This window comes from Acinetobacter sp. AND/436 (assembly GCF_049546925.1).
In the GTDB taxonomy this organism is placed as follows: domain Bacteria; phylum Pseudomonadota; class Gammaproteobacteria; order Pseudomonadales; family Moraxellaceae; genus Acinetobacter; species Acinetobacter indicus.
Genome location: NZ_JBMXBO010000005.1, coordinates 121,505 through 138,288 on the forward strand (window position 1 = coordinate 121,505; position 16,784 = coordinate 138,288).

14 protein-coding genes and 1 tRNA gene are annotated in these 16,784 nt (G+C 46.2%); 6 read left to right on the plus strand and 9 right to left on the minus strand.

The genetic code is table 11. From position 1 onward, the window contains the following. Window positions 1–2: 2 nt before the first annotated feature. From ACPEPR_RS06060 to hrpA, 7 genes are all read right to left on the minus strand, one after another. Window positions 3–542 (minus strand): KdsC family phosphatase, encoded by a 540-nt coding sequence (locus ACPEPR_RS06060; protein ID WP_005178818.1) that lies wholly within the window; start codon window positions 540–542, stop codon window positions 3–5. Window positions 543–545: 3 nt separating this feature from the next. Next, window positions 546–1,523 (minus strand): KpsF/GutQ family sugar-phosphate isomerase, encoded by a 978-nt coding sequence (locus tag ACPEPR_RS06065; protein WP_005178820.1) that lies wholly within the window; start codon window positions 1,521–1,523, stop codon window positions 546–548. Between the two features lie 310 nt (window positions 1,524–1,833). Then, window positions 1,834–1,909: transfer RNA gene (locus tag ACPEPR_RS06070), tRNA-Gly, on the minus strand. Window positions 1,910–1,974: 65 nt separating this feature from the next. Continuing rightward, window positions 1,975–3,396: a cysteine--tRNA ligase gene (gene cysS, locus ACPEPR_RS06075; protein ID WP_423562089.1), complete on the minus strand. Its 1,422-nt coding sequence runs from the start codon at window positions 3,394–3,396 to the stop codon at window positions 1,975–1,977. A gap of 127 nt (window positions 3,397–3,523) precedes the next feature. Continuing rightward, window positions 3,524–4,285, minus strand: coding sequence for a lysophospholipid acyltransferase family protein (locus ACPEPR_RS06080; RefSeq protein ID WP_423562091.1), 762 nt, complete (start codon window positions 4,283–4,285; stop codon window positions 3,524–3,526). Between the two features lie 10 nt (window positions 4,286–4,295). Next, window positions 4,296–5,411, minus strand: coding sequence for a beta-ketoacyl-ACP synthase III (locus ACPEPR_RS06085; protein ID WP_016659123.1), 1,116 nt, complete (start codon window positions 5,409–5,411; stop codon window positions 4,296–4,298). Window positions 5,412–5,441: 30 nt separating this feature from the next. Next, a complete protein-coding gene (hrpA, locus tag ACPEPR_RS06090) occupies window positions 5,442–9,359 on the minus strand; it encodes an ATP-dependent RNA helicase HrpA (protein WP_423562093.1) in 3,918 nt (1,305 codons plus the stop codon). Window positions 9,360–9,826: 467 nt separating this feature from the next. Here hrpA and ahpC point away from each other — a divergent pair, with 467 nt between their 5' ends. Continuing rightward, on the plus strand, window positions 9,827–10,390 hold the full coding sequence (ahpC, locus tag ACPEPR_RS06095; protein WP_005178834.1) for an alkyl hydroperoxide reductase subunit C: 564 nt from the start codon (window positions 9,827–9,829) through the stop codon (window positions 10,388–10,390). Window positions 10,391–10,546: 156 nt separating this feature from the next. Next, window positions 10,547–11,023 carry a hypothetical protein gene (locus ACPEPR_RS06100; RefSeq protein ID WP_168405512.1) on the plus strand — a complete coding sequence of 159 codons (477 nt, stop codon included), beginning with the start codon at window positions 10,547–10,549 and terminating at the stop codon, window positions 11,021–11,023. A gap of 47 nt (window positions 11,024–11,070) precedes the next feature. Here the strand turns inward: ACPEPR_RS06100 and ACPEPR_RS06105 are convergent, their stop codons facing one another. Beyond that, on the minus strand, window positions 11,071–12,171 hold the full coding sequence (locus ACPEPR_RS06105) for a zinc-binding metallopeptidase family protein (RefSeq protein WP_005178839.1): 1,101 nt from the start codon (window positions 12,169–12,171) through the stop codon (window positions 11,071–11,073). 280 nt (window positions 12,172–12,451) lie between these two features. Here ACPEPR_RS06105 and ACPEPR_RS06110 point away from each other — a divergent pair, with 280 nt between their 5' ends. After that, the gene (locus tag ACPEPR_RS06110) at window positions 12,452–12,661 is read left to right on the plus strand and encodes a KTSC domain-containing protein (protein WP_160241797.1); all 210 of its coding nucleotides are present in this window, start codon (window positions 12,452–12,454) and stop codon (window positions 12,659–12,661) included. A 24-nt stretch (window positions 12,662–12,685) separates the two neighbouring features. Here the strand turns inward: ACPEPR_RS06110 and ACPEPR_RS06115 are convergent, their stop codons facing one another. Continuing rightward, window positions 12,686–12,907, minus strand: coding sequence for a DUF1653 domain-containing protein (locus ACPEPR_RS06115; RefSeq protein WP_005178842.1), 222 nt, complete (start codon window positions 12,905–12,907; stop codon window positions 12,686–12,688). A 296-nt stretch (window positions 12,908–13,203) separates the two neighbouring features. On the opposite strand from ACPEPR_RS06115, the gene ahpF reads away from it, so the two are divergent. The 3 genes from ahpF (at window position 13,204) to ACPEPR_RS06130 (ending at window position 16,696) form a co-directional block, all read left to right on the plus strand. Next, a complete protein-coding gene (ahpF, locus tag ACPEPR_RS06120; RefSeq protein ID WP_005179083.1) occupies window positions 13,204–14,769 on the plus strand; it encodes an alkyl hydroperoxide reductase subunit F in 1,566 nt (521 codons plus the stop codon). A 193-nt stretch (window positions 14,770–14,962) separates the two neighbouring features. Next, window positions 14,963–15,307, plus strand: a complete 345-nt coding sequence (locus ACPEPR_RS06125) for a hypothetical protein (RefSeq protein ID WP_005178845.1) — start codon at window positions 14,963–14,965, stop codon at window positions 15,305–15,307. Between the two features lie 177 nt (window positions 15,308–15,484). After that, the gene (locus tag ACPEPR_RS06130) at window positions 15,485–16,696 is read left to right on the plus strand and encodes a YeeE/YedE family protein (RefSeq protein WP_104498578.1); all 1,212 of its coding nucleotides are present in this window, start codon (window positions 15,485–15,487) and stop codon (window positions 16,694–16,696) included. Window positions 16,697–16,784: the final 88 nt, after the last annotated feature.

Here is a 16,784-nt window from a genome sequence, read left to right on the forward strand (position 1 = left end):
TATTAATGAGGGATCGCGGTATACTTTTCAAGTAACTGTTCGTATACGCCTTTTGACATTAGGATCATATCGCAGATTTCACGTACCGCACCGCGGCCACCCTGCGCCTGAGTCACCAGATCAGCACGACGACGCACTTCAACATGACCATTCGGCACCGTGACTTTCATCCCGGCAATGGCAAAGGCAGATAAATCTGGCCAGTCATCGCCCATATACAGACAGTCTTCTGGTGCCAGATTCAGCTGGGCACAGGCTTCACGTAAAGCTACGCCTTTATCTTCACGGCCCTGATAAATCAGGTCCACACCCAAGGCATTCATACGTTTTTCAACAATATGGCTGGTACGCCCGGTAATGATGATGACTTTCACCCCGGCCTGCTGCACCAGTTTCATGCCCAGACCATCACGAATATCAAAGTTTTTAATTTCATCACCGCTATTGGTTAAGGTAACAAAGCCATCACTTAAAATACCATCGACATCTAAAACCAAAGCCTCAACGTGACGTGCCTGTTCCAATAAAATATACGATGCCATTTTTTAATTTACCCCGGCCTGAATCAGGTCATGCATACTGATCACACCAATCACCTGATGTGCATCATTGACCACTACAAATTGATTAATTTTTTTATCGCGTAACTGTGCCAGTGCTTCAACCGCACGGGCTTCCTGAGAAATGGTCGCAGGCTGCTTGATCATGACTTCAGCCACCGGCAGATGAATATCAAAGCCCTGCTGTTTGTCGATTAAACGGCGCAAATCACCATCAGTGAAAATTCCCAATAAGGTGTCCTGTTCATCCACCACCGTGGTCAGCCCCAAACGCTTGTCGGAAATTTCATACAGCACTTTGTTCATTGGGGTTTCTGGCGCGACTTTTGGCAGCTCGGCGCCGGTATGCATTAAGTGTTTGACATGCAACAGCAAGCGTTTACCCAAAGCACCCGCAGGATGGGAACGGGCGAAATCATCTGCGGTAAACCCACGCGCATCAAGTAAGGCCACAGCCAGTGCATCCCCTAAAGCCAATGTTGCGGTGGTGCTCGAGGTCGGTGCCAGACCCAGTGGGCAGGCTTCCTGAATGTTCCCTAAAGTTAAAGCCACATCGGCATTTTGTGGCATTGGGCCGCTGTCATCTCCGCTGATGGTAATTAACGGCACTTGCAGATGTTTGATGAGCGGCATCAGCATCATGATTTCATCACTTTTGCCAGAATTGGAGATGGCAATCAGCACATCACCCCGTACCAGCATGCCTAAATCGCCATGTCCTGCTTCGCCCGGATGCATAAAGAATGAAGGTGTACCGGTCGAGGCAAAAGTCGCCGCCATTTTACGGCCAATATGCCCGGATTTCCCCATACCGGTGATCACCACACGGCCTTTACATTGCAAAATAATTTCGCAGGCGCGGCTAAAGCGCTCATCAATTTGTGTGGCCAGTGTTTGCAAAGCTTGTTCTTCTATACGCAAGGTACTGAGCGCCACACCTTGAAAATCAATCGGGTTTGACATGTTTTCAGAATTCAAATTTTTAACCTTCGTTCAGGGCTGAACGGTCTTCATCCAAGCAGAAATTAATTTTCGCAATTTTAGCATATCTATGCAAATGTCACGTTTTTAAATGTATAAGATTTCACACGATTTCTTCATGATTCCGCCTGTTGCTGATAAACCACAGCACAGGAAGATGGTGAACATCAATCTCATTTTTTTAGTTCAAGCAGTTAAGGCGATTTTTAGTAAAGATAATGGATAATATTTCATATCTAGATAAAAACGCATAAAAAAAGCCCGAATCAGATGATTCAGGCTTTTAAAATTTTGGAGCGGGAAACGAGACTCGAACTCGCGACCCCAACCTTGGCAAGGTTGTGCTCTACCAACTGAGCTATTCCCGCAATATGGAAGTGCATTATAGAGAGTTTCATACAACTGTCAACTCTTTATGCTTCCAAGTGGCGATTTAATCAGCACGACGCCAAACGGTACCTTGACGGGTATCTTCCAGCACTACGCCCTGATCGAGCAAAGACTGACGGATTTCATCGGCACGGGTAAAGTTTTTGTCTTTTTTGGCATCTTTACGCTGTTGAATCAGATCTTCAATCTGTTCTTCAGATAAACCAAGTGCATCCTGGCCAATGTCTGACTTCAGGAATTCATCGACATTGTGCTGTACCAAACCAAGAATATTGGTCAGATGACGCAAGGTAGCATAGAAGATTGCTGCCTGTTCGGCATTTTCTTCTTTCACCGCGCGGTTCAGTTCTTTATTGACTTCAAACAGCACTGCAATCGCTTCCGCGGTATTAAAATCATCCCGCATTGCGGTATTAAAGCGTTCGACCAATGTGTCATCTAGCGTTTCTAACAGCTTGTCGCCATACACGGCCTGATAGGCTTTAAATGAATGATAGAAACGGGACAGCGCCGTCTTGGCTTCTTTTAGTGCTACATCCGAGAAGTTCACCGGACTACGATAGTGTGAAGACACGATGAAATAACGGATCACTTCCGGATGGAATTTCTCCATCACATCCCGAATGGTGAAGAAGTTGCCGAGCGATTTTGACATTTTCTCGCCATCGACATTAATAAAGCCCACATGCATCCAGTAATTAACATACTGCTCACCGGTAGAGGCTTCAGACTGGGCAATTTCATTTTCATGATGCGGGAACATCAGGTCTGAACCACCACCATGAATATCAAAATGATTGCCCAGGCAGCAGGTCGACATCGCCGAACATTCAATATGCCAGCCCGGACGACCTTTGCCCCACGGTGATGGCCAGGCCGGTTCATTTTCTTTGGCATGTTTCCAGAGCACAAAGTCAAATGGATGTTTTTTCTCTACTTCGACATCGACACGCTCTGAAGCACCAGCCTGCATCTCTTCCAGTTTACGACCAGACAAACGGCCATATTTTGCAAATTTTTCAACCTGGAAATAAACATCACCATTTGAAGCCGGATAAGCGGTGCCCTTGTCAACCAGATTGCCAATCATGTTTTGCATCTGGTCGATATAGTCAGTGGCACGCGGTGCTTCATCCGGAGCCAGACAGCCGAGGTTTTCTGCATCTTCATTCATGGCCTGAATAAAGCGGTCGGTTAAAGCGGTAATACTCTCGCCATTTTCATTGGCACGTTTGATAATTTTGTCGTCAATATCGGTGATATTGCGTACATATTTGACTTTCCAGCCCTGACTCCGCAAGAAACGGATGATGTAGTCAAATGCAACCATGACACGCGCGTGACCAATATGACAGTAGTCATACACGGTCATACCGCAGACATACATGTCGATCTGTCCATCGACGCGTGGCACGAATTCTACTTTTTTGCGCTGCTCTGAGTTATAGAGAACAAATGGTTGCATAGCTGTTCAAAAGACTTCAAATAAAAGGATGGTTCATCTTAACCTAAGCATTATTTTTCATAAAGTTTTCTCGTTATTTTTATCAAAAATCACTTATGCGGGCTTAAACTCAGGCACAACCCGGCTATTATGAGGATGAGTGCCCAGTTGAACGGGCTTTTAGCTGCGCTAAGCTCTGGTAAATTTGCTGAGCGATTTCCTCTCGCAGCGTGGTCAAATCTTCAGAACCTAATCTCTGCCCGACCTCTACCGGTGGCAAAAACTGAAAATAAAAAGGTACCCGCTTGGGAATCAGGTGTTTCGGTAATGATGGAATCACATCGCCATGACGTAATAATTTATCCAGTTGAGGGACTTTGAGCAGTTTCTGAAACAGACGATGCTGCACCACGGTTCTGGCATCAAAACCAAACTCGAAAATATCATCGGGGCCAAAGGCAGCAAAAGGAATAATGTCGTACTGAAATTCCTGTGCCAACTGTAAAAAGCCGTAGCGCTGCTTCCAGATCAGTTGATACTGCTCACCCGGATGTTTCAGCACTTCACGTCCGCCACCCGGAAAGACCAGAATCGAATAGCCCTGCTGCATCAAGGCACGCACATATTCACGCTGGCCATCGACTGCGCCGAACTTTTTGACAATATCGCGCCAGATCAGCAAATAAAAGTGGCTATGGTCAGCAATACTAACCACAGCCACCTGATGTTCATTGAACAAATAATCAATAATGACGGGGGCATCAAAAATCCCGTAAAGGGAATGATTGCCCACATACATGGCAGGTCGGGATGCATCAATATATTCACTGCCTAAAAAGGTCGGCGTGAAATAGCGCTTAGATAAGGCGCTCAGCGTCTTGATCCATTTTGCATCATGCTGGACCTGCAATCTGTACTCCTTAAACCACGTGTTTTTGTACCAGGATACAGCCCACCGAGTAGCCGGCACCAAATGAACATAACACGCCATATTCGCCATCATTCACTTCATGCGCAGTACGATGCAAGGCAATGATGACCCCGGCAGATGAAGTATTGGCAAACTCATCAAGAATAATTGGCACCAACGCCGGATCTGCTTCCGCAGCCGCTTTACCAACCACCAGTTTCAGAATCAGTTCGTTCATGCTGGCATTGGCCTGATGCAACCAGAAACGTTTTACATCGGCTGGTGCAATCGCATTTTTCTCCAGCTGCGCGGTAATCATTTTCGCAACCAGTGGACACACTTCTTTAAAGACTTTACGGCCGTCCTGACGGAAACGCTTGTCATCAATATCGGCATTTTCAGACAGATTCAGGAAACCGAAGTTGTTACGGATGTTGTTCGAGAACTGGGTAAATAACTGAGTGTCCACAATTTCAAAACCGGTTTTGCTGTCGGTGTCTTCAATAATTGACGCAGTGGCAACATCGCCAAAAATAAAGTGGCTGTCACGCGAACGGAAATCATTGTGTGCCGATGTAATTTCGACATTCACCAGCAAGACACGGCGCGCACCGCTTTTAATGGCATCATACGCCTGTTTTAAACCAAAGGTTGCTGCTGAACAGGCCACGTTCATGTCATAGGCATAGCCCTGAATCCCGAGTGCAGTCTGAATTTCAATGGCCACCGCCGGATAGGCACGCTGCATATTCGAGCAGGCCAGAATCACCACATCAATGTCTTCAGCCGTGACACCGGCATTTTCCATTGCCTGTTTGGCTGCAATTACGCCCCACTCGGCCTGAAGCGAGATTTCATCATCAGCGCGTTCTTTTAAATGTGGACGTAAACGGTTTGGATCAAGCAGACCGGTTTTCTCTGACACGTAGCGACGTTTCACGCCAGAGGCTTTTTCAATAAATTCTGCACTTGAGCCACGGCGTGCTTCTAACTCGCCCGCTGCAATTTTGTCAGCATTGGCCGAGTTATACTGTTCCACATAAGCATTTAAACTTTCAACTAACTCTTCATTGGTAATGACATCTTCAGGATGGAATAAGCCCGTACCGGTAATGCGAATGCCCATGTAAAACTCCTTTTTGAAATTCTCTCTATCTTAACCGATTCCCAGCTTTTCCCATACTTTTTGTAGCCGGTTTGGCGAAATTGGCATCTTGGTCTTCATTGGCTGCGAGAATAACGAGATGCGCAATTCTTCCACCATAAAGTACAATTCTTTCAAGCGGCTGTCATTTTTAAACTTGAACAGTTTGTCCATCCACGGGTCAATCTGCACAATGGCGGCATCATCACGTTGCAGGTTATTCGGCAAACGTTCCAGACGCAGCACCAGCGCTTTCAGATAACGTGGATATTCGCTCCAGACGTCTGCTGGCTTGCTATACACGAAATCGGCCAGGTTCATGAGGTCCAGCTGATCTTCAATATCATCCATATTTTTGGCAAAGACCGACTCATCCAGCATCAGCAGTTTACGGCGGATATCCTGCCATTGAATATAAATCTCATTAAAGCTGAGCAGCGCTTGCTGTCCATGACTGAGGAATGATTTTTTTACCTCAAGTAGCAGCGTTTGGAATTGCTCAGCGTTGACTGGCAAGTCATCAATTGACATCTGCAAGGTGGCATAGACCAGCATCTGTTCCAGCTGTGCTTTATCGCCCAACGGAGAATAAGCCAGCGCCAGCGGTTTAGAAATCTGTTTTTTCAGCTGGCGGATTAAATCACCCAGCTGCATATGAATCAGGCGAATCACGCCGGCCCGATGCTGTTTAATTGCCTCTGCCTGATCATTAAAGGTTTGAATCACCACACCAGATTCATCTTTCTGTTCCAGCGCAGCAAAGTCTTTGGTCGGTACCAGCGCCTGATACTGCTTGACCACCACGCCAGTGACTTTTTGCGAGGCTTCAAACACAAAGTTGTCAGGGAAGGTTTTAAATTCACCTTTCAGCTGTTTCACCGGACTATGGGTTTCGGTGCGGCAGCGGGCTTTCAACTCACTCAGGTCACGGCCCTGTTCGATGACCCGGCCTTTTTCATCAATCACTTTAATAAACGGCAGCAGATACTGATCGATCCGTTCAAAGCTAAAGTCTTTTTCAGTGATCTGATCGCCGCGCAGCTGAAAAGCCAGGAAGCTGAAAATATGCTCACGCAGATGTGTCGCATCAATTCGCGCAGTCAGTTTGCGCGCAGTATCCGGAATTGGCACCAGGTTACGGCGTTTATCTTTCGGTAAGGCTTTAAGTAGCGCTTCAATCAGCTCTTCACGCCAGCCCGGAATCCCCCAGGACCAGATGTTTTCATCGACCTGTGGCAGGGCCTGAACCGGAATTTTTACCGTTGCGCCATCTTCATCATGGCTCGGATCAAAACGATAGCTGGCCGCCAGACGCAATTCGCCATTACGCAGATAATCCGGGAATTGCTGCGTGGTCGGGCGATCATTCAGCCACAAGGCATCATCATCAACAAATAAATAACGTGGCTCTTTCGGCTCGACGGTCGCGCGCCAGTCTTCAAAAGAACGGCGGCTGGCCACATCTGTCGGCACTTTTGCGGCATAGAACTGATAGATGGTTTCTTCATCTACCACCAGATCGCGGCGGCGCAGCTTGTCTTCGACCCGCTCCACTTCTTCCAGTTTGAGTAAATTATGCTTTAAGAACGGCGGCATAATTCCCAAGTTACCGGTAGTCAAGGCATCGCGCAGGAAAATCTCATGCGCCGCCGGCTGATCGACCTTTTCATAATTCACCTGACGTTTCGGTTCAATGATTAAACCAAACAGTGAAATCTGATCATAGGCATTGACCACTCCGGCTTTTTTCGACCAGTGCGGTTCAAAATAATGATGTTTTAACAGATCACGTGCCGCCAGAAGAATCCACTCCGGCTCAATTTTGGCCAGGGTCCGCAAATACACCTGCGAGGTTTCCACCATCTCAAAAGCCATCACCCACGGGGTATTGGTCTTATGCAAGGTTGAGGCCGGGAAAACCCGCGCTTTTTGCTGACGCACTGCCATAAACACATTACGTTCATCGGTTTTATTGGCAATAAACGATAACAGTCCGGTTAATAAAGCCCGATGCAGATTTTCATAACTGGCTTTCTTTTCATTGAAAGACAGTTTTAACCCCTGTGCCAGATCGACCAGCTGCTCATGGGTTTTCTTCCATTCACGTAAACGTAACCAGCTCAGGAAATGGTTACGGGCAAAGCTTCGGCGCTTGTTTTCACTCAAGTCACGATTGGCCAGCAAGGCATCCCAGAGTTTGAGATAAAACAGGAAATCGGAATCGGCTTCACGGAACAAGGCATGTTTTTGATCGGCCTGCATCTGTTTGTCGGCCGGGCGTTCCCGTGGGTCCTGCACCGCCAGTGCCGCCACAATTACCAGAATTTCATTTAAGGCACCAAAATGTGCCCCGCCCAGAATCATTCGTGCCAGACGTGGATCAATCGGCATTTTTGCCATTTGCTGGCCAATTTTGGTTAAGGAATCTCCCCCAACCCCTCTTTTAGACAGAGGGAGATTATTATTTTCGTCAGTCGCTTTAGACGGATTCGCTTTCTTCTCCGTCATTGCGCCAAGCTCAATCAAAAGCTTGCGACCATCATTGACCAGTCGATGATCTGGGGGCTCGATAAAATCAAAATCTTCCAGCGAACCGAGGCCCAGACTTTGCATCTGCAAAATCACCGAAGCTAAGTTGGTGCGTTTAATTTCCGGTTCGGTAAATTCCGGACGGCTTAAGAAATCTTCTTCCGAATACAGACGGATACAGACACCCGGTGCAATACGGCCACAACGGCCTTTACGCTGGTTGGCTGCGGCTTGCGAAACTGCTTCAATTGGCAGACGCTGTACACGTGAACGATAGTTATAACGTGAAATCCGAGCAAAACCACTGTCAATCACATAGCGGATATTCGGTACAGTTAACGCCGTTTCCGCGACGTTGGTAGCAATAATAATCCGTCGGCCACCGCCCGATGGATTAAAGATTTTCTGCTGCTCGGCCAGGGCCAGACGTGCATATAGCGGCAACACTTCCGTATGGCGCGGGCCATGCTTGATTAAGGTTTCCTGTAATTCACGAATTTCCTGCTCGGTGCTGGCAAACACCAGAATATCGGCATGTTCAGGATGACCTTTTTCCTGTGCATCGGCAAAGCATTCTTCCACCGCCTGCACCACTGCACGCGGCAGGTTTTCTTCAAAGTCATCAAACTCATCATCATCACTGCCGCCAATGCTCAGTTCGGAAATGGGACGGTAACGTACCTCAACCGGATAGCTGCGCCCTTCGACTTCAAAAATCGGCGCGCCATTAAAGTAATTGCTGAAACGGTTTACGTCCAAAGTCGCTGAGGTAATGATGACTTTGAGATCTTTACGCCGTGGCAACAGCTGCTTTAAATAACCCATGATGAAGTCAATATTCAGGGAACGTTCATGCGCTTCATCAATAATAATGGTGTCGTATTTGCTTAAGTAACGGTCATTGGCCAGCTCTGCCAATAAAATACCATCGGTCATTAAGCGGACAAGCGAATCCTGCGAGCCCTGTTCATTAAAACGGACTTTAAAGGAAATGGATTCACCAAGTTTTTCACCGACTTCTTCGGCAATCCGCTGCGAGACACTGCGCGCGGCCAGACGACGCGGCTGGGTATGACCAATCAGACCGGTTAAACCGCGCCCGGCCAGCATGGCAATTTGCGGCAACTGGGTAGTTTTCCCCGAACCGGTTTCCCCCGCCACAATAATCACCTGATGTTTTTGAATTGCCTCAACCAGCTTGTCGGCGTATTGGGTGACCGGCAAATCCTGATTCAGTTTGATGTTTGGAATACGGCCCAGGCGTTCCCGAACTTTCAGATTGGATTTTTCAAATAGCTCAGAATATTGTTTTTCATTTGCATCTTTTCCTTTACGCAGTCGATTTAAACGATGACGGTCACGCGCCATAACGAGTTGATCTACATTTAAATGACTCTGCACAGAACAAGATTCCTAATTTAAATAAAAAAATATCAATCGGCTATTTTACGCTGTAATGACAGCCAGCGGAAGAATCCGCCCATGAAATGAACGAACAGACCCTCCAGCCTGTCTGCTTTTGCAGCGAATCCGCTGTCCGCAAACTGAGTACGGTGGCTTCTAGATTGTGACGATGACGAACATTTCCAAGCAGTCTGCCTAAAAATAAAAAATATTTTTGCTTTACCCTTGAATTTTACCGAGCTTGACATCATGTTTGATGAGGAATGAAAAAGGTGTACTTTTTAATTGTCATGTGGTCATCATATTTTTCGGCTACATAATAATACACACCGCCTGAATATGGCTTAAACAATCATCAATTCGGTTTTTCCGATGGTGGTAATGTAAAAATACCATTTCAGCAATAAAGCAAATTTCTATAATCTAATTGAAATTCAAAACAAACCTCAATCATGGAGACAATGATGAGCTTAATTAATACTGAAGTTAAACCATTTAAAGCAAATGCCTACCACAACGGTCAATTCGTTGAAGTAACTGAAGCTGATCTTAAAGGCAAATGGTCAGTTGTATTCTTCTACCCAGCTGACTTCACTTTCGTTTGCCCAACTGAGCTTGGTGACCTTGCTGACAACTACGCTGAATTCCAAAAATTAGGCGTTGAAATCTATGCAGTTTCTACTGACACTCACTTCACGCACAAAGCTTGGCACGATTCTTCAGAAGAAATCAAAAAAATCCAATACGTAATGGTTGGCGACCCAACTTGGACACTGTCTAAAAACTTCGAAGTATTAATTGAAGCTGACGGTCTTGCTGATCGTGGTACTTTCGTCATCGATCCAGAAGGCAAAATCCAGATCATCGAAATCAACGCGGGTGGTATCGGCCGTGACGCGCAAGAACTTCTTCGCAAAGTAAAAGCTGCTCAATACGTTCACGCTCACCCAGGTGAAGTTTGCCCAGCAAAATGGAAAGAAGGCGACGCAACACTTGCTCCTTCAATCGACCTAGTTGGTAAAATCTAATCTGTATTAGATTAAACTGATTGAAAAAAACCACGCTTGATCGCGTGGTTTTTTTATTGATGCGCTTACATTTTTACTCAATTTTAGCTGCTGTAGATTCTTTTTATTTTCATCTGCGTTGATTAAGCTACTGAAAAATGCGCTATGGATAGACCGATGAAAACCCTATTAATTGCAGCCTTATTCACCACCCTGTCCCTGCCGGCCTGGGCTGATGTGCAGTGTAGCGGCAGCTTAAAAGATCGTTCGATTTCCGACAATATTTTCGTTGGCAAGCAATGCACCTTAATTAATGTGCAGGTCGATGGCAATGTCATGCTGGCCGATAGTGCCAAAGCCATTCTCCGAAACAGCCATATTGATGGCAATCTGGAATCCAAAGGCCGTTTTGCACAGCTGGTGGCGACCAATAACCGCATTGAAGGCAATATTCAACTGGAACGCGGCAAGCTGACCCAGCTGCACAATAACCGTGTAAATGGCAATATCCAGCTCAAAAACAATCGGGGTACGCTGAGTATTAGCCGTAATCAGGTCGATGGCAATCTGGAATGTGAAAATAACGCGACACCACCGGTGGGTGGACGTAACACGGTACAGGGCGATAAAACAGGACAATGCCGCCGTTTATAAGGTGGGATGATTTTATGATAGATGAGGGTTTGATGATGGATCAAGCATTAACCATCTACAGGAATTGGATTGTCCGAAACTGGCGGCAAACCATGGATCACCTGATGAATCAGTTGTAATTTTTCCATCACCTTCGGACTAATCACAAAGGGATAAAAATCTTCCTGCCCCATACTCCGATTCACACTATTCATGGCAAAAGCCACTGGCAACCAGGCCTGAAAAATCTCGTTAAAGTCGGTCAAAAAATACGGATTTTCACGTTGCTTGAAGTACATAAAATGCTGCTCTTCATGCACAATTTGCGGATGAATACTCATGCCAAAAGAAGTTGCCGTTTCCAGCACATCAACAATATGTAAATAATGCGCCCAGCTTTCCGCCCAGTCTTCCCACGGATGCATGGTGGCATAGGCACTAATATAGGCATCCATCCAGTTGCTCGGCGCACCGTGCTGATAATAGTCCTTCACCGCCTGCTGATAACAGGCGCGCTCATCCCCAAAAAGTTGCCGAAAGCGTGCCAGATAATCACTGTTCGCCACCAGAACATCCCAATAATAATGGCCAATTTCATGCCGGAAATGCCCCAGCAAAGTCCGGTACACTTCGGCCATATTCTGCTTGGCCATCATCCGCTCGACATCATCGGCTTCGGCAATATTTAAAGTAATCACCCCGCTGGCATGGCCGGTCATGACTTTGGGAGCACGATCATCATTCGGATTGGCCTTAAAGTCGAACACCAGCCCACGTTCAGGACTTTCCAGCTTGCTCAGTAAAGGCAAATTCCAGCGCAGCAAGGCATAAACCAGACGATGCTTGGCCAACTCGATTTTTTGCCAGCGGCAGTAATATTGCGGCTGGTTTAAATCCGGGATAATCCGGTTTAAACGGCAGGCCGGACAAAACTGCTCCGGACTGTCAAACGGAATAATCCAGTTACAGACCTGATGCTGATGATTCTGGCAAAAACGGTAAGCCTTTTGCGTGACCGCTTCAACAAATTCCCCTGCCCGCTGACCCGGTTGCAACGCCAGCATATGCATATATTGCGCATCAAAACCTAAATGATGCTGGCACACGGTACACTGGGTATTGTCGAAATAAATCGGATGCTGACAATAACTGCACTGAAAAAGTTGCATGAGAATGGCTCAGTCGATTGTTTTTATTACAGAGATGCCGCTCAGCTTAGAAGATTCTGATTTTTCTGAGTGTAGTTTTTTGCAGTGAATGTTTAGTGTTGCTGCAACCGTGGTGCAGATTGTCCCCATACGCTGCGCTTTGACCGGGAGTGTTGGCACACAACACTCGACTTTCGCGGATAAAGTTGAAAATTCTTACAAATCAGTAATACATCCGGCTCTGCATTTGGCATATGGTCAAACTATAACGATTCCAAACACAATAAAGGAGGAATGGCTAATGGAAACTGTCCTGACTGTAACCTTCTGCAAATACAATACCTCAACACGCTACTTAAAAATATTTTATAACAATGGGTTGGCAGAGCTTTATCATCCTGTGCCAGAATTTATCTATAACAATCTGCTACGCAGTCATGATAAAGCTGCTTTTGTGCAAAAATATCTGGAGTACGATTTACACTTTAACAAGATCTCGTTGCGACCTTGAATTGAGGTGCAGCAATTTCACCTCTCACATCATTTCCTGAACCAGTTTAAAACGCGGTAATTCACGATCATCTTCCAGACTGATCGATTCGGTAAACATGCTCAGTGGTCGAACCCAAATGGAATAATCACCATATAAACACTGGTAGACCACCAGCTTTTCCTCGGTTTCACTGTGCGTGGCCACATGCAACACCTGATACAACTGCCCTTTATAATGCTGATAAATGCCTCGGCTTAAACTCATCTTGATACTCACCTTTGTAATTTTAAATGCCATTGCTCAGGATAATGCCTAGTTTTAGTCACAAATAGCAAATCTTTGATTTTCTTATTGTCAATTCTTGAAAATTCCAGTGACAAGCCACATCTTAGAAGATAAAGCCATACATTTTTATGTGCAACTTCCGCATAAATACATGATTTTTATTATTTGATTTAAAAAACCGATTGTTTTGATAAAAACAAACCGTTTCACCAATTAAATATTTTCTCCTATCATGTCTTTATCAAATATATTTTACTCCTCTGGAGACGTTAGCAATGTTAGATCAAAATACTACAGCCCAATTAAAAGCCTTGTTAGAACGCCTTGAAGGTCCAATCGAATTAGTGGCCACTTTAGATAGCTCTGACAAATCAGACAAAATCAAAGAACTGGTAACTGAAATTGCCGCCCTGTCTGATCAGGTGACTGCACGCTTCGATGGTAACAACAAACGTGCACCAAGCTTTGGTGTCGCCAAAGCCGGTGAGCAACCGCGTGTATTCTTCGCAGGTTTGCCAATGGGCCATGAGTTCACCTCTTTGATTCTGGCATTGTTACAAACCTCAGGCTATGCACCAAAAGTGTCTGATGAAGTATTAGCTTCTATTAAAGACTTGGGCATCCAATCGGACTTTGATGTGTTCGTATCGTTAAGCTGTCACAACTGTCCAGACGTGGTGCAGGCATTGAACCTGATTGCGATTTATAACCCCGGCACTACTGCCACCATGATTGATGGTGCATTCTTCCAGGATGAAGTGGAAGAACGCAAAATCATGGCGGTACCTATGGTATTCCAGGATGGTAACCACATCGGTCAGGGTCGTATGACACTGGAAGAAATCATCGCCAAATTAGATACCAACTCTGCAGCCAAAGAAGCGGAAAAGCTGAATGCCAAAGCGGCCTTTGATGTACTGGTGATTGGTGGTGGACCTGCTGGAAACACTGCAGCGATTTATGCAGCACGTAAAGGCATTAACACCGGTATCGTGGCAGAACGTTTTGGCGGTCAGGTGATGGACACCATGGACATTGAAAACTTCACTTCAATCAAGAAAACCCAAGGTCCAAAATTTGCCGCTGAAATGGAAGCACACGTACGTGAATACGGTGTCGACATCATGAACCTACAACGTGTATCTGACATTAAAGGTGCAGATGAAACAGCCAACGGTTTAGTTGAAGTGACCTTAGAAAACGGTGCTAAACTGGAATCGAAAACTGTGGTGCTTTCAACCGGTGCACGCTGGAGAGAGATGAATGTCCCAGGTGAAGCAGAATACCGTACCCGTGGTGTGGCGTATTGCCCACACTGTGATGGTCCTTTATTCAAAGGCAAACGTGTTGCAGTCATTGGTGGGGGTAACTCGGGTGTAGAAGCGGCGATTGACTTGGCGGGTATTGTTGAGCATGTGACCTTAGTAGAGTTTGATACCAAGTTACGTGCGGATCAGGTATTGCAAGACAAGCTAAACAGCTTGCCAAACACCACTGTCATCAAAAATGCACTTTCAACAGAAGTCGTGGGTGATGGTTCACAAGTGACAGCGCTGAAATACAAAGACCGTGCAACGGATGAAGAGCATACGGTTGAACTGGCGGGGATCTTTGTACAGATCGGTTTGTTACCAAATACCGATTTCTTGAAAGAAACAGCAGTTGAGCTGAGCAACCGTGGTGAAATTGTGATTAATGACCGCAACGAAACCAACGTCAAAGGTGTATTTGCGGCGGGTGACTGTACTACAGTCCCATATAAGCAGATTATTATTGCCACAGGTGAAGGCGCGAAAGCATCGTTGTCTGCCTTTGATTACATCATCCGTTCGGGGCAATAATTCTGCTGAATTAACTCTAGAACGCCACAAGCCTATAGCGTGCACTACCCTATAGGCTTTTTTTGTATTTCATTTTCTTACATTTAATCAACAATTTGTTATCTATTGCCAGATCAGAACTGGTTTATATTTTTGAATATTCACTGCTGTTGTGGATATTTGCCTTGAGAATAGAATTAAAAGGAATATGACAATGAATAAATTACTTGTTGCTTTAGGTCTTGCTGCTACCGTTGCTTTAGTGGGCTGTAACCGTGATCAGGCGCCTGAAACAGGTGCAACCACTGGCGAGCATCTGGAAAATGCTGCTGAACAGGCAGGTCATGATATTTCCGGTGCTGCTGAAGAAGCTTCAGCTGAAATGGATGCTGCAACGGATGAAGCTGCTGCAGAGTTAGATCAGGCCGCGGATAATGCCGCTGCGGCAACCAGTCAGGCTTGGGATGAAACCAAGGAAGCCACCAAAGATGCAACTGCAACCGCAGCCGGTGCTGTTGAACAAGGTGCTGCGAACGTGCGTGAAGAAGCCCAGCAATAAAATTCACTTCCTCGCTAAAAGCTCCCTTCCGGGAGCTTTTTTTATTATTCATTTTACTAATATTTTAAATTAGAAATTTAAAATTAAAAATAGCTTAAATGACTGTTTCTATCAGGTTAAAAGTTTAAATTTCCACTAAAATACTCAGGATTCTGATTTCTCTCCCTGTTATTGTCTATGTCTATTATTGCTGCAAAAGCCGACCGGTCGAATCGCTCGATCTGGGTCGCGCTGGTGTTATTGTTTATTGGCTGTATTGGCGCCTATCAGGTGGTGGGCATTAACCAGGCACTATTATTCCTGATTGGTGGTGCACTGGGGATGACCCTGTACCATGCTTCTTTTGGTTTTACCTCAAGCTGGCGGGTGTTTATCAAGCAAGGTCGTGGTCGCGGTCTGCGTGCACAAATGATCATGCTTGGTCTGGCAGTACTGCTGTTTTTCCCAGCCTTAGGTGCAGGTGAACTGTTTGGCAATCCGGTCAATGGTTTTGTTAGCCCAGTGTCAATGTCGGTGATGATTGGTGCCTTTATTTTTGGTATTGGCATGCAGCTCGGCGGCGGCTGTGCTTCTGGTACGCTGTATACCGTGGGTGGTGGTAGCGCACGCATGCTGGTAACACTGGTATTCTTCTGCTTAGGCTCACTGATTGCCACCACGCATTTAGACTGGTGGTTTAACCTGCCGCATCTGGCACCTATTTCACTGGTCACCAGCTTAGGTGTGATGCCGGCGTTATTGCTGAACTTTGTGCTGTTTGCCCTGATTGCCTTGGTTACCGTATGGTATGAAAAGAAACGTCATGGCAGTCTGGAGGTTGAACCGGCTGCACAGTATCAGGGCTGGAAACGCTTCTTACGTGGCCCGTGGCCGTTGGTGTGGGGCGGTATCATCCTGACCCTGCTGAACTTCGCTACTCTTGTGTTGGCTGGACGTCCTTGGGGCGTAACCTCTGCGCTGGCCGTCTGGGCCGCCAAATCGGCCAGTTTTGTGGGTGTTGATGTAGCCTCCTGGAGCTACTGGCAGCAACCGGCCAATGCCAAAGCGCTGACAGAGTCGTTATGGTTTGATATTACCTCGATGATGAACTTCGGGATTATGCTCGGCGCCCTGCTGGCAGCCAGTCTGGCCGGTAAATTCGCACCGAACTTTAATATTCCAAAACGCTCCCTGATGGCGGCAATCGTTGGCGGTTTGCTGTTAGGTTATGGCGCACGTCTGGCCTACGGCTGTAATATTGGTGCCTATTTCAGTGGTATTGCTTCTGGCAGTTTACATGGCTGGCTGTGGCTGGTATTTGCCTTTATTGGCAATGGCATTGGGGTCAAATTGCGTCCATTCTTCTTCCCGGAAGAACGCCCACAACCGGAAAAGCTGACCGGCTGTTAATTCCTGACTCGCTGTTAAAAAAGCCCCAAAAGTTGGGGCTTTTTTCATCTCTGGGTTAAGATAGCCGCATACAATAAAAATTCAGGCG

What these genes read in the sequence shown, in the direction of transcription:
- ahpC (WP_005178834.1), top strand. Translation starts at nt 9,827, where the DNA reads ATGAGCTTAATTAATACTGAAGTTAAACCATTTAAAGCAAATGCCTAC.
- cysS (WP_423562089.1), bottom strand. Translation starts at nt 3,396, where the DNA reads ATGCAACCATTTGTTCTCTATAACTCAGAGCAGCGCAAAAAAGTAGAA.
- ahpF (WP_005179083.1), top strand. Translation starts at nt 13,204, where the DNA reads ATGTTAGATCAAAATACTACAGCCCAATTAAAAGCCTTGTTAGAACGC.
- ACPEPR_RS06100 (WP_168405512.1), top strand. Translation starts at nt 10,547, where the DNA reads ATGAAAACCCTATTAATTGCAGCCTTATTCACCACCCTGTCCCTGCCG.
- ACPEPR_RS06110 (WP_160241797.1), top strand. Translation starts at nt 12,452, where the DNA reads ATGGAAACTGTCCTGACTGTAACCTTCTGCAAATACAATACCTCAACA.
- ACPEPR_RS06115 (WP_005178842.1), bottom strand. Translation starts at nt 12,907, where the DNA reads ATGAGTTTAAGCCGAGGCATTTATCAGCATTATAAAGGGCAGTTGTAT.
- ACPEPR_RS06105 (WP_005178839.1), bottom strand. Translation starts at nt 12,171, where the DNA reads ATGCAACTTTTTCAGTGCAGTTATTGTCAGCATCCGATTTATTTCGAC.
- ACPEPR_RS06130 (WP_104498578.1), top strand. Translation starts at nt 15,485, where the DNA reads ATGTCTATTATTGCTGCAAAAGCCGACCGGTCGAATCGCTCGATCTGG.
- ACPEPR_RS06085 (WP_016659123.1), bottom strand. Translation starts at nt 5,411, where the DNA reads ATGGGCATTCGCATTACCGGTACGGGCTTATTCCATCCTGAAGATGTC.
- ACPEPR_RS06060 (WP_005178818.1), bottom strand. Translation starts at nt 542, where the DNA reads ATGGCATCGTATATTTTATTGGAACAGGCACGTCACGTTGAGGCTTTG.
- ACPEPR_RS06125 (WP_005178845.1), top strand. Translation starts at nt 14,963, where the DNA reads ATGAATAAATTACTTGTTGCTTTAGGTCTTGCTGCTACCGTTGCTTTA.
- ACPEPR_RS06065 (WP_005178820.1), bottom strand. Translation starts at nt 1,523, where the DNA reads ATGTCAAACCCGATTGATTTTCAAGGTGTGGCGCTCAGTACCTTGCGT.